Annotated in this window: 8 protein-coding genes, 1 pseudogene and 1 other annotated feature; of the genes and pseudogenes, 1 reads left to right on the forward strand and 8 read right to left on the reverse strand. The window is 39.4% G+C overall.

From position 1 onward, the window contains the following. Positions 1–156: 156 nt before the first annotated feature. The gene (locus tag FJN11_RS06525; protein WP_000240129.1) at positions 157–849 is read right to left on the reverse strand and encodes a phosphoglycerate mutase; all 693 of its coding nucleotides are present in this window, start codon (positions 847–849) and stop codon (positions 157–159) included. A 152-nt stretch (positions 850–1001) separates the two neighbouring features. Then, a complete protein-coding gene (locus FJN11_RS06530; protein ID WP_140224367.1) occupies positions 1002–6815 on the reverse strand; it encodes a ZmpA/ZmpB/ZmpC family metallo-endopeptidase in 5814 nt (1937 codons plus the stop codon). Positions 6816–7345: 530 nt separating this feature from the next. Here FJN11_RS06530 and FJN11_RS06535 point away from each other — a divergent pair. Then, a pseudogene (locus FJN11_RS06535) lies at positions 7346–7527 on the forward strand (transposase); the annotation flags it as partial. 78 nt (positions 7528–7605) lie between these two features. Here FJN11_RS06535 and FJN11_RS06540 read toward each other — a convergent pair. From FJN11_RS06540 to FJN11_RS06565, 6 genes are all read right to left on the reverse strand, one after another. Next, a complete protein-coding gene (locus FJN11_RS06540) occupies positions 7606–7974 on the reverse strand; it encodes a hypothetical protein (protein WP_004263686.1) in 369 nt (122 codons plus the stop codon). Positions 7975–8085: 111 nt separating this feature from the next. Then, positions 8086–10878: an isoleucine--tRNA ligase gene (ileS, locus tag FJN11_RS06545; RefSeq protein ID WP_140224368.1), complete on the reverse strand. Its 2793-nt coding sequence runs from the start codon at positions 10876–10878 to the stop codon at positions 8086–8088. A gap of 45 nt (positions 10879–10923) precedes the next feature. After that, positions 10924–11135: a binding site (T-box leader), on the reverse strand. Further along, positions 11136–11921, reverse strand: coding sequence for a DivIVA domain-containing protein (locus FJN11_RS06550; protein WP_042750728.1), 786 nt, complete (start codon positions 11919–11921; stop codon positions 11136–11138). An 8-nt stretch (positions 11922–11929) separates the two neighbouring features. Further along, positions 11930–12715 (reverse strand): YlmH family RNA-binding protein, encoded by a 786-nt coding sequence (locus FJN11_RS06555; protein ID WP_049491093.1) that lies wholly within the window; start codon positions 12713–12715, stop codon positions 11930–11932. Next, positions 12712–12975, reverse strand: coding sequence for a YggT family protein (locus FJN11_RS06560; protein ID WP_000576496.1), 264 nt, complete (start codon positions 12973–12975; stop codon positions 12712–12714). Before FJN11_RS06560 ends, FJN11_RS06555 begins: the two co-directional genes overlap by 4 nt. Next, positions 12975–13508 carry a cell division protein SepF gene (locus FJN11_RS06565; RefSeq protein WP_049502426.1) on the reverse strand — a complete coding sequence of 178 codons (534 nt, stop codon included), beginning with the start codon at positions 13506–13508 and terminating at the stop codon, positions 12975–12977. The genes FJN11_RS06560 and FJN11_RS06565 overlap by 1 nt, the downstream gene beginning before the upstream one ends. Positions 13509–13514: the final 6 nt, after the last annotated feature.

Below are 13514 nucleotides of genomic sequence, written 5' to 3' on the forward strand. Positions count from 1 at the left end.
ATATTTAAAGGCAAACAACTCTTAAATTGAATAACATTTTTTTAATATAACTAAAAAGAGAGGACCAAACTGGTCCTCTCTCAATATTAGTTTCTCATCAACCACTGTAGTTAACAAGAAACTATTTAATCTTGAGTCTAAAGACTCCTTTGAATATTATTTTCCAAGGTAGTATTCAGAAACTACGTTCAATTTTTCGTCGAATTCGAATACCAATGGTGGGAAGTTAGGGATTTCCACATCCATGATTTCGTCATCTGACAAACCTTTGATGTGTTTTACAAGGGCACGGATTGAGTTACCGTGAGCTCCTACGAATACGTTTTTACCATCTTTAAGAGCTGGAGCGATTTTATCTTCCCAGAATGGAAGGGCACGTTCCAAAGTCACTTTCAAGTTTTCAGCATCTGGAATAACTGAGTCGTCAAGTGAAGCGTAACGACGGTCAGTGTGAGCTGAGTGCTCATCATCACGGTCCATGTTTGGAGGCAATACATCGTATGAACGACGCCAAATGTGAACTTGCTCATCACCAAATTGTTCAGCAGCTTCAGCTTTATTTTTACCAGTCAAACCACCGTAGTGACGTTCGTTCAAACGCCATGATTTTTCAACTGGAACCCACAATTGGTCAGAAGCTTCAAGAGCCAAGTTAGTTGTTTTGATCGCACGTTTCAATACTGAAGTGTAAGCTTGGTCAAATTCGATACCAGCTTCTTTGATCAATTTACCAGCGTCAATCGCTTGTTGTGTACCTTTTTCAGACAAATCAACATCAGCCCAACCAGTGAAAAGGTTAGCTTTGTTCCATTCAGACTCACCGTGGCGAGCAAAAACCAATTTTACCATTAGATGGATTCTCCTTTAAATTTTCCGAGGTTTCCCCTCGTTTATCTATTCTATTTTACACAATTTTTCACAAAAAAGCTAGTTAAAATCGACAAGTTCTGACAGCCAGGAAGTAAAGTCCTCTCATCCTGATTAGGAACTTCTATAATTCATTACTTTTTATTTGCAAAAATAGAGGTTCTAAAGTCATTTGTTTGATCTAGGTAGGCTTTAAAGACTGCTCTCTTAAGTTTATGGACGGCACTGTCAGTTTCTGGGTTATAGTCACTCCAACGCGTACCTTCTGCATCCTTGAGAACAGCTTGGTCCATCAGTTCTTGCAACTCATTTACTCTTTGAATTGTTTTCGTGGCATTGCTCATCCATGATTGCGTCGGATCTTTAAAAGTAATTTTATTCAAATGATCAAACTGAGCAACGCGCTCTTGATACATAGCTTTTTTAAAGGCTGCCCAAGATGAATACTGACCACCAAATAGCTTTTCTAAAACAAGCTTATCTGTCACTAATCCTTGCTTTTTACCGTAGAGGTTGATTGTCTGACCATTTTGTTTAGCAATTTCTTCATATTGGTTGGAAATATATGGGACCATACCATCTTTAAATCCTTTAGCAGCTAAGAGTTCATAAGCTATCCTACGTCCCATAAGATCTCCAGGAGTTCCTTTCTCACTGCTCAATGCTGAAAAGATTGGTGCAAAGAGTTTAATCGTAAAGTAGCCATTTCTCTCATAAGTGCCAGCCTGATACTCACGAGCCGAAAGAATGTTATTGTCAATCAAACTATCAAAGCTGGTCAATTTTTTAGCTTCATCTTCAGTCAAATTTTTCACAACATTAGTAGCATAAACATCATTGCCATCAGCAGGATCTGTTAGATAGTGATTCTCGATTTTTCTGAGAGCTTCCATTTTCTGGGAAACATTCAGTTTCTTAACGATCGATTGCCCTTCAAGATATTCCAACAGATAGATGAGGTCAAACATATTATGAGCGTATTTCTGGAGATCGGATGCATCTTTGAATCGTTCCGTCGGATCTAAGACTTGTAGACGGGATCCTTCCATGCTATCTGATTTTGAATGTTTCAAGATTGAGTTAATGGTAATGGTTGCATCATTTGGATGATCTGGAGCTTGTAATAAACCTTTAGCAAAGAACTCAGGACCAAGACCACTTCTTCTACCATAGCCACCAAGATAGATATCCTGATCTGAATCATGGGTCATCTCATGGGTATACGTAATAGCGCCATCCTTATCCAACATACGGTAAGACATATAATAGACACCATCTCCTGTTGCGTATGCACCGTGATGATTATGAACCACCTTGTTACCAACTGGTCCAAAGAAATGTTGCATTGCAGGATTTGAATTCTCAAAGTCTGCGATTGTTGAAGCCTTTCCTTCAGTATGATCATCACCAAACTTATAGGCATCATAAAGCAGGATCGTACGATAGAGTTTTTCACGTCCCTGATTATCTAAAATACGATACCAATAATCGTAGTGATCTCGCTGACGCTTGGCTGTTTCACGCGCATTATCTTCAACAAACTTATTGAGTTCATCTCCAGCCTTATAGTCGCTGTTGCGGTAGCGATCGTAAGCTCCAAATCCTAGGCTAGACAAGGTTGAGATGACAAAGACTGATCTTTCTGGCAAAGTAAGGAGAGGCAAGACCATATTGCGGTATTTCCAAGTACTACTAGTAATTCGGTCATAAACTCCGATAGAATACTTAGTCCCTGCTTGCTCTTGCTTGGCTTTGACCTCTGCAATAGTGGACTTTTCTTCGACGATGAAAGCTTTGGTCTGTTTTTTAAACCAGTCATTGTTGCTAGTGTTTGGTAAAAAGACTTTTCGGTAATTTTCTAGCGTGCTAAACAAATCTGTCGTTCCATGATGGCTGGCAAGACTGATACCATAAGTATCAACGTTGTTCTTAGCAAGCAGATTATTAAATCCTGATTTCCCTAACTCAATCAAAGTATCTAACGGAGATGCATTTCCTTTTCCAAAGAAATCAAGGTGATACAAGACCAGGTCTTTAATATTAACCTGACCATAGCTAAAGTTATACCAACGCTCTAAGTAGCTCATACCAAGAAGCAAGGCTTCCTTGTTGCGCTTGATTTTATCTATGATGTAACCTGTCATTACTTGATTGTTTTCCACTAGACCAGCATCCGCTGACAAGAGTTTTCTCAGACTGTCTTCTAGATGCTCCTTCGTTTTAGCAAACTGCTCTTCTAGATAGAGCTCGGTTTGCTTCACTTTTGGTGAAATACCAAGTGTGTTTCTAATAGCATCTGAATGATAATTTACCTTCTTCAATTCTGGTAAGACTTGCTGGATAATCGTTTCTTGATTATACAAGAATTGGTTTGGCGTATAGAGAAGCCCCGTATCTCCTAGACTATATTCTGCTAACTTAGCAAAATCAGTCTGGTACTTGAGCTGGAATGTTTCAGAGGAATGATCCTGGTAATGGAGCAAGAGTTTATTGGCACTTTTTTTATTGGTTACAATGTCCGTAATTACTTGGTCATCCTTCATCATGACTGCTGACAAGAGTTCTTTTTGATATAAATGACTGTTCTCGTTAACTAGGTTTCCGTATTTGACGATGGTTGCCTTGTTGTAGAAAGGTAGCAATTTTTCAATATTTTTATAAGCCAAGGCGCGCTGAGCTTGATAATACTTCACCTTAGAAAAATCACTTTCTTTACTAACACTTGTTGAAAGGGGCTCCACTATTGGAGGAGTGAAAGGATTGATTTCTGCTTTTTTATTAGTCACTTCAGAAGCATCTAAAATTGTTCCTCTTTCCACAAATGATTCCTTGCTGACGACTTCTTCCCTGACCAAGGTGACATTGTAGACTCTATTAGCTTTGTTGCTGAATGTATTAGCCACCTTCATTTCATTATAGTGGTAACCGGTAATAGCATTTCCGTTGGTTACATTGACATCGCTTAGTACATTGGTCAATCTTCCTGCATGCTGTTCCTCATTCGTCTTTCGATCCCACAAATATCCAGCCACACCTGCAACTCTACCAAAGTGCTTGACATTGTTGATATCACCTTCAGCATAGCTATCCTGTATATGCGCATCTTGGTCTACTAGACCTGCTAGCCCACCAACAGTCTGATCTGAACTATTCGTGTTGGATGAAATGGCTACTGTCGCTTTTGACTTAGTCAGTGAAGCTCTGCCTCCTGTCAAATGACCGACCAAACCACCAATATTGTATGCAGCAGTCGTTTCGTAGGTATTAACAATTCTTCCCTTAAAACTACTCTCTGTGATGCTTGATTGGTCTGCCTTAGCCAACAAACCACCGATACCACGTTCCCCAGCCAGAACACCATCGACATGAACTTGCTTAATCTTTGTGTTATCCGTAGCTTCATTTGCCAGTGAACCGATATCATCTTTACCTGAAATAGAGACATTTTTTAGGCTCAACTTTTCTACTGTGGCCCCTCTCAAGCTTTCAAAAAGAGGCTTTTTCAAGTTGTAAATAGCATAATGCTTGCCATCCTTTTCACCAATCAACTGACCAGTAAAGGTGCCCTTGATGTAAGATCTGTCATCAGGTCCCAACTCCACTTCGTTGGCATTCAAGCTAGCCGCTAAATGATAGGTTCCAGAGAGATTCTTGTTGATAGCTTTAACCAAGTTGCTAAAGGAAGTGAAGGTTGTTGTTTCTTCTGTAGCCTTTTTTGCGAGATAGAAGGTGAAATTATCGACATATTTATTTTCTAGCTCTTGCTGGAGTTTCTCAGCTTTGGCTATGATTTTATAAACTGATTGTCCATTTTTTATTTCTGCAGTTATTGAAGCGACAGGTAGATAGACATCTTTGAATGACGACGATTTTACCTTAACAAAGTAAGTGTCTGGATTACTTGGAACACTGTCTAAAGAAACATGTTGTTTGTAAGTACCATTGGTCTGACTATACAACTCCAGATCCGAAACATTTCTTAATTCAAGTGTTTTTTCTGGATCTTTTTCTTTTGGTTTTTCAGCCGGATTTTCTGGTTTTGCTTGCTCAATATTGCCAGTATATTCTGGAAGAGGGGCAATTTGTTCGGGTTCAACTATTGCTCCAGATTGGATGCCTGTATATTCTGGTTTGTCGGCTGTCTCAGGGGCTACAACAGCTCCTGATTGCTCACCTTTATATTCTGGTAAGGAAGCAAGGGTTTCTGGTTCGACGATGGTCCCAGCTTGAGTTCCCGTGTACTCTGGTTGTGGAGCTACTTGTTCGGGTTCAACAACCGCTCCGGACTGGGTACCTGTATAGGATGGCTTATCAGCCGTTTCTGGTTCGACGATGACTCCAGATTGAATTCCTGTATATTCTGTTTTTTCAGTTGTCTCAGGGGCAACTATTGCACCAGATTGCTCACCTTTATATTCTGGTAAGGAAGCATGGGTCTCTGGTTCGACGATGGCTCCAGCTTGAGTTCCCTTGTACTCTGGTTGTGGAGCTACTTTCTCGGGTTCGACTATTGCTCCAGACTGAGTGCCTGTATAGGATGGTTTATCAGTTTTCTCAGGGGCAACTATTGCACCAGATTGCTCACCTTTATATTCTGGCAAGGAAGGCTGAGTCTCCGGTTCGACAATGGCACCAGCTTGAGTTCCCGTGTACTCTGGTTGTGGAGCCACTTGCTCTGGTTCAACAACCGCTCCGGACTGGGGACCTGTATAGGATGGCTTATCAGCCGTTTCTGGTTCGACGATGGCACCAGATTGAATCCCTTTGTACTCTGGATGTGGGACAACTTGCTCAGGTTCGACAATAGCACCGGACTGAGTGCCTGTATATTCTGGTAATGAGGCCTGAGTCTCAGGCTCTCCTTTTCTTGCAGACTGAGGTGCTTCACTCGGAGCAACTGCCTTCTTAGTCCCCTTCTCTACTATACGTGGCAAGGATTTCTCTACCTTGGTCGAGAGGATCTCACGAGTAATTTCTTGGTTTTCAACAGTGAAAATGCGAACAAGTTCAATCTTCTTCCCAGCACGACCTTCTTGTTTGACACGAATGGTTCCCTCTGTTAGATCTGGATTTTCTTGAACCACTTCAGCAAAGTCTAGATTGGTTACAATCTCTTGATCTTTGTATAAGAGCTCTGGTTTATTTAAACGACCAGCCAAGACTTCGTCATGAGGATCCACACTAGCAATACCAGACGGCTTTTGATTGGGTGAATCTTTAGAAGGGATTGGCTTGTCAGCAGGGCTTGTTGGAGACGGATTTTTCCGCTCATCTCTTACATTTTGCCCACCTTCATTGGACTGGAAATGAGGGTGAACCGTATCGTCTAGTTTCTGATCTCTAGCAACAGTTTCTAACTGATTAATTTTCTTGTCTTGCTTAATATAGCCTAGATAGGTATAACCTGACAGGACTCTTGGCAGAGGCAGACTATCTCCTTGGGATAATTGATATTCTTGATTGTATTGTAGCAAAAGCTGATTTTCAATAGCCTGAACCGAAGAGACCAAACCGCTCCCCATGCCTGTTATCAAAACAACCTTCAACAGTGCTTTCTTCTTGCCTTTCTTTCTCGAAACAGCAAAAATAAGGAGTCCAATCGAAGCGAGGGCTCCACCAGTAAGGACGGTAACCAGATTACTGTGCTCACCGGTATGAGGCAACTGACCTAGTTGGGCTTTCTCATCCATACGGTAGACTAGATAATAGGTACTCTCACTATCTTCAGCAATATTAGGAAAATCCTTTACAATCAAGTCCTTCTCATGACTACTCAGTTCTGTATCCGTCACGTATTTGTAGTGAACAGATATATTTTCTTGAGCAAATACGGTCCCACCGCTAGCAATAGACACAAAAAATAAACTAGAAATTGAAGCAGACACAAGACCAATCGCCAACTTTCGTAAGGAAAAACGATGCTGCTTCTCTCCAAAAAACTTTTTCATTCTATATCCTCTCTATTATTTTATCCCTTTCAAAATAGAAGAAGCATTTTGCTTCCTCACTATGATAAACTTACAAGAAACAAAAATACTTCTATATATATTTTGATATATTTAATCTACAACCATCATTATACTATAAAAAGAGTTCCTTGTCTCAAATAAATGCTTTAGATTTTACGAATGAAATAGCTTATTTATCCTGTAAAATTTTCCGTCAATTGGTAACAAAAATAAGGTTAACCGCCTTCATACTGTAATAAGTATTTCTAACAAAGATTCAATTCGTCCCACCTCAATTCGAAAGATATGATTCTTCAATTTCAAATTTTTCAAAATTTCAAAGTATAGGAATTGCCAATAATTGTCATAATTTCTCCTATCTAGTCCACGAATGGGATTAATCCAACAGAACTACCTACGATAAACAATACAGACAGTGCAGGAGTCACACGCTCATCGCCCTTGAAATACACAATAGCCACAATTCTTAAAACTAAAATAGTAACTTTCATCAATCATGAAATCATTGAAAAATCGTCAACGCTCTTCAATTACCCTATTCTAACTCCAAATCAGAAGCGACCAATAATCTCATCAAACTTATCAAACGAAATTCCTTTGGTTTTCGAAACTTTGAAAACTTCAAAAAACGATTTTTATCGCTCTGAACATCAAAAAAGAAAGGACGAAATTTGTCCTTTCTCTATCTTAGCTTTTCTTTAATCCACTACTACTGACAAAGAACCAATTTTAGAGTTTCTCCATTTACTCTAGTTGACAAAAACTCTATTTATAGTTCAACTTTAAATTTTTTGAGGCTTCCTAAAAATAATGAAGCACCAACAATAATGACGATTCCCCCTATCCATCCTAAGAATGGAACCAATGCAAGTGCAGAGCCAACAATTAATAAGACTGAGGGTGCAATAGAAATTCTATTATCATCTTTATAGTATATTAGTGAGAGAATACCTAGAATTAAAATTCCAATTTTTACTAAACTAAAAATAATAAAAATAATTCCTAAGATGACACCAACAACTTCTTCATCATCAAATATAGAGGCAATCATAATTATAATAATTGGCAAAATGGTTAGGATAGTTCCTGTAACTAAACCAATGATACCATCTAATTGAGCAAGTGTTTTCTTTTTCATCAATATTTCCTTTTCATTAAAAATTAATATTATACATTAATTTTGTTTAATATTTTCTTTTATATCAAACTAAAATACACACACAGAAAACTTTTTTAATCTATAATTCGATTATTTCTCTTCAAATCCTTCTGCGACTGCGTCCGCAAAGTTTTCTTCTACGATGCTTGCACAGTGGTCACAGATGACTGCGTGGTAGCTTCGTTCTGCTGTCGTTGGGTCGATACGACGGCAACGGTCACATACATCACCTGAAGCGCGTTCTACTGTGAAGGCCACATCTTCGAAGCTAACAGCAGCTTCTGGAGCTGGTCCTTCTGCGATGGTCAATTCAGACACGATCAAAAGTTGAGCTACATTACTGTTTACTGCTTCGAGTAGAGTTTTCACCACTTCGTTTGGATAAACTGTCAAGTGTGCTTCAAGTGATTTACCGATAACTTTGGCATTACGCGCTTCTTCCAAGGCTTTTTGAGCTTGTCCACGGAAGTCCATGAAGGCAGCCCATGTATCCAAGATTTCTTCTTGGTTAGCAAAAGTTTGTGCTTCTGGCAATTCTGACAATTGAACGAAGTCTTCTGTTTCAAACTCAAGGTATGACCAGATTTCCTCTGCTGTATGAGGAAGAATTGGTGTCAAGAGTTTGGTGATTTTCACAAGAATGTCATAGAAGACAGTCTGCATTTGACGGCGTTCCAGTGATTTTGCACCTTCGATATAAACAACATCTTTGGCAAAATCAAGGTAGAAGGCTGACAGGTCAACGTTGATAAAGTTCACCAAGGCCTTATAGATTGTCAAGAATTCAAAGTTTGCATAAGCATCACGAATGGTCTTAACAAGCTGGTTAAAGCGAATAGTCATGTACTTATCAACTGAACGTAGTTCTTCATAAGCTACTGAATCTTGAGCTGGGTTAAAGTCAGAAGTATTGGCAATCAAGAAACGAAGAGTGTTACGGATCTTACGGTAAGTTTCAGAGACTTGGCTCAAGATATCCATAGAGATACGCACGTCGTTGCTTGAGTCTACACTTGTTACCCAAAGACGCAAGATTTCTGCACCAAATTGTTTTTCAACATCGCTTGGAGCAATAGTATTTCCAAGAGATTTAGACATCTTCTCACCTTTACCATCAAGAGCAAAACCTTGTGACAAGATTTGTTTGTAAGGTGCTACGCCATGGTTGGCAACAGATGTGATGAGTGATGAGTTGAACCAACCACGGTATTGGTCAGAACCTTCTAGGTAAAGGTCTGCTGGGTAAGTCAACTCCGGACGATTTACAACAACCCCATTCCATGATGAACCTGAGTCAAACCAAACGTCCATGATATCTGTTTCCTTCTTGAACTCGCCATTTGGTGAACCTGGATGTGTAAATCCTTCTGGCAAAAGGTCCTTAGCATCACGTTCCCACCAAATGCTTGAACCATGTACTTCAAAAAGTTGAGCCACATGTTCAATGGTTTCAGCAGTCATGATAGCTGTACCGTCTTCAGCGTAGAAGATTGGAAGTGGAACACCCCAAGCACGTTGACGTGAGATAACCCAGTCGCCACGGTCACGGATCATATTGTAAAGACGGACTTTACCCCATTCTGAGTGGAATTTCACTTTTTCAATTTCGTCCAAGATTTCTTGGCGGAATTTAGAAACTGAGGCAAACCATTGTGGAACTGCACGCCAGATGATTGGTTTCTTAGTACGCCAGTCAAATGGGTATGAGTGAGAGATTTCTTCTTGGGCAAGAAGGAGGTTACCAAGTTTTTCAATAACAGTTGGAACTACCTTGTCATAGAATTGACCTTCAAACTCAGGACCAGCATTCTTCATCATGATACCACGTTCGTCAACAGTCACTGCAACTTCAAGACCATTAGCAATACCGACATTATAGTCATCCTCACCAAAACCAGGGGCTGTATGGACAATACCAGTACCAGAGTCAGTTGTAACGTGGTCACCAAGGATAACCAATTCATCTACAGCTGTATCCCATGGGTGTTCTGTTACGATGTGGTTGAGTTCTTGACCACGGTAAGTTGCCAAAACTTGAACATCAACCCAGCCAAATTTCTCAGACAAGCTAGTCAATAATTCTGCAGCCACCACAAACTTACGAGCTTCACCAGCAGGTTGAACCAAAACGTAATCAATATCTGCTCCAACTGTCAAACCACGAGAAGCTGTGATGGTGAATGGTGTAGTTGTCCAGACTACGATATAAGTATCTGTATCTAGAACACCTTTGCCATCTTTTACCTTGTTGGCATAGTAAAGAGAAGTTGAAACTAAGTCATGGTATTCAATCTCCGCTTCAGCAAGGGCTGACTCGGATGACCAAGACCAATAAACTGGCTTGGCACCACGATAGATGTAACCTTTGTTTGCCATTTCCCCAAATACACGGATTTGGGCTGCCTCATAGTCAGGAGTCAAAGTCACATATGGATTTTCCCAGTCACCAGAAACACCCAAACGTTTAAAGTCTTCACGTTGTTTATCTACTTGAGAAAGAGCGTATTCACGGCAAAGTTTCAAGTACTCAACCAAGTCCATTTCTTTACGTTTGACACCTTGTTTTGCCAAAACTTGCTCGATTGGCAGACCATGAGTATCCCAACCTGGGATAAATGGTGCGTAAAAACCTGACATTGATTTTGAACGAACAATGATATCTTTTGAAATCTTGTTCATAGCGTGTCCAACGTGGATATTTCCGTTCGCGTATGGAGGGCCATCATGCAAGGTGAAATGAGGTTTTCCTTGGTTCAATTCTTGACGACGTTGGTAAAGTTTTGCATCTTCCCATTCCTTTTGCCAAACTGGCTCTTTGGTAGGAAGTCCTGCACGCATTGGGAAAGCTGTTTTCCCAAGGTTAAGGGTATCTTTGAGTTTCATGGTATCTCCTTTATAAAAAATAACAAATTAAAAACCACGACTGCCAAAAAGGACGAAAATCGTGGTACCACCTTTATTCGGAAAAAGATTTAGTCTTTCTCCCTCTTATCCCGTAACGTGGGGAACGTCAAATCTTACTCCATTCAGACTTGAGTTTTTGAGAGGATAATCTTATCAATAGGGATTACAGGACTCACACCATCTCCTGCTCGCTGAAAATATAAGGATAAAATATTGTTCTCACATATCACTATTCATTATAAGATTAGGACAGATTCTTTATTTGTATCTTCCTCATTCGATGAAGGGCCTTCGACTTCAACTGGCTCTAAATGTTCTTCTACATAATGATCTTGTTGAGCTTCAAATTCAGCTAATTCTCTATTACCAGCCTCAATTCGAGCTTGTAACTCAGCCATTTCTTCAGGTGTAAATTGACGAGTCATATCGATTGGTTCTTCTTCTGGTTGTGAATATACCGATTCACCAAGAACTTCACCAACAACTTCTTTAAATGCTTCATCACTTGTCTGAAGATAGGTAGCTGTTGGGCGCAGAATATCTTCCCAATCTGATGATTCAACAATTGCTAACTGACTCTCAATTGTAGATTTGAGACGTTGGTGGAAGACACGGCTTTTGTTCTTCAATTCTTCAGTCTCAACAGCAACTTTCTTAGCATTATCAGTAGCTTGACGCAAGATCTCATTAGCCTTATATTTTGCTTCTTCAAGCAAACGTTGGGCATCTTGCTCTGCCTGTTGGATAATATTATTAGAACGATCTTGAGCAGCTTGTTTCACACGCTCTGCCGTATCTTGAGCAATCAATACTGATTGACTCAAAGAATCTTTCATCTCATCAAAGTAAGACAAACGTTCTTCCAAGCTCTTGATATGCAACTCTTTATCATGATTGCTTCGAACTAAATCTTCATAATCACGAACAACGATTTCAAGAAATTCTTCAACTTCTTCTGGATCAAAACCTCTAAATCTTGTACCAAAGGTTTTATCTTTAATTTCTAATGATGTAATTGGCATATTATTCCTCACTTACTTAATAATAATTGGACCGTTAATTTCTTTTTATCTTTTTTTGTTTGCCCATTATCTCTAACAAGTTTCAATCGACCAAATTTCCTCACACTAATCAAATCACCAACTTGAACTGCATAATCTGATTTTTCAACTAAATGGTAATTAACTTGGACTGCCTGTTTTTCAATTAACTGACTTGCCTGATTTCTAGACAGCTTTAAGACACCTGCTAGAAAAACATCTAATCTAGAACTAGCAATACAAATATCTAATTCTTGATAATCTTCTACTGTAGCAATTTTCTCAGTAAAATCCCGTTCTTCTAGACGAACCGGTAAACGAGCAATTTTCGTAATGCCGTCTTGAAAAAGGAGCATAAACTGTCGATTAATGATAATCTGTGCCCTCTCTTCGTTGACTAAGATATCACCAAATAGCTTCCTATCAATTCCCAGCTTGTTTAAAACAGTCCCTAATATTTTTGCATGCGTTAAGCGTTCAAACTTATTAGGGTAGACAATTTCTTGCAAGGAAAGTTCAAAATCAGAGAATTCTGGCTCAAAATAATCAGGATACAGTAGAACTCGTACATATTCAGTTTCAAGAAACTGCCGACTGCTCATGTAGGAGATGCCGTTGGTTGATGCTAGCACCTTTAAAATCTTTTCTTGATGGGGATTTACAAAGGGTGTTAAAAAAGGAGAATAAGAATCTTCTACCTTTTTTATCCATTCTACTCCCTTATCAATAAAAGACGAATCATTCTTAGAAAAGTGTTGATAAATCATCTTGTTCATAGAAAGATCACTAAAAGTCGAATCAACTGTTCCCCTAGGAAGTGAACTAGTAATACCGCAATCCAGACAGACAAATCAAGACCTGCAATCTGGAGGGGTAAACGTTGCAAGGGAGCTACTATCGGTTTCACTAAACTAATAATCAAGCGTCCAAGACGTGATTCATAAGCATTGGGAAACCAAGACATCAGAGCAAACACGATTAAAATCAGTGAATAGATATCCACTGCATTTTGAACAAAACGAATGAGAAAGATCATTATCTTACTCTCGTACGTTTCATATCAAAGCCAAATTCACCATTTTGTGATTCATCTGGAATTTTGATATCTTCAATATTGACGACAACATCAACTGGTGTCAGCAGGTACATAGTAGATGCTACCTTTTTCATGTTACCAGCTAAAACGTGGCGCGCCCCATCCAGATAGTCCAAACAACGACGTGCTTGAACTTCTGTCATATATTGGAAATCAATCAAAATACTTTCGTTACCAGCTAATAAATCAACAATATCTGTGGCATCTTCGTATTTACGTGGATAACGAACATCAATTGTCACCTTATCAGTAGAACGTTGACTTTGCATAGCTAACTCTTGTTGACGGGCATGAAGACGAGTGATGTTTTTATCTTTAGATGGCGTACTAGCAGCTTGTTGAGGCAACTCTTGAACAGAAGGGACTGGAGTCACAATCGGCTCTTCAGCTTTAGGCTGGTATGCAGTACCAACATCTTCTCCATCTTCTGTAAAATAATCTATAAATTTATCAAATCTATCTTTTAAAGACATATTTCT

Source organism: Streptococcus symci (assembly GCF_006385165.1).
Lineage (GTDB): Bacteria > Bacillota > Bacilli > Lactobacillales > Streptococcaceae > Streptococcus > Streptococcus symci.

Excerpts from the sequence above, each read along its gene's own strand:
- FJN11_RS06525 (WP_000240129.1), bottom strand. The coding sequence starts at position 849 with ATGGTAAAATTGGTTTTTGCTCGCCACGGTGAGTCTGAATGGAACAAA.
- FJN11_RS06530 (WP_140224367.1), bottom strand. The coding sequence starts at position 6,815 with ATGAAAAAGTTTTTTGGAGAGAAGCAGCATCGTTTTTCCTTACGAAAG.
- FJN11_RS06540 (WP_004263686.1), bottom strand. The coding sequence starts at position 7,974 with ATGAAAAAGAAAACACTTGCTCAATTAGATGGTATCATTGGTTTAGTT.
- ileS (WP_140224368.1), bottom strand. The coding sequence starts at position 10,878 with ATGAAACTCAAAGATACCCTTAACCTTGGGAAAACAGCTTTCCCAATG.
- FJN11_RS06550 (WP_042750728.1), bottom strand. The coding sequence starts at position 11,921 with ATGCCAATTACATCATTAGAAATTAAAGATAAAACCTTTGGTACAAGA.
- FJN11_RS06555 (WP_049491093.1), bottom strand. The coding sequence starts at position 12,715 with ATGAACAAGATGATTTATCAACACTTTTCTAAGAATGATTCGTCTTTT.
- FJN11_RS06560 (WP_000576496.1), bottom strand. The coding sequence starts at position 12,975 with ATGATCTTTCTCATTCGTTTTGTTCAAAATGCAGTGGATATCTATTCA.
- FJN11_RS06565 (WP_049502426.1), bottom strand. The coding sequence starts at position 13,508 with ATGTCTTTAAAAGATAGATTTGATAAATTTATAGATTATTTTACAGAA.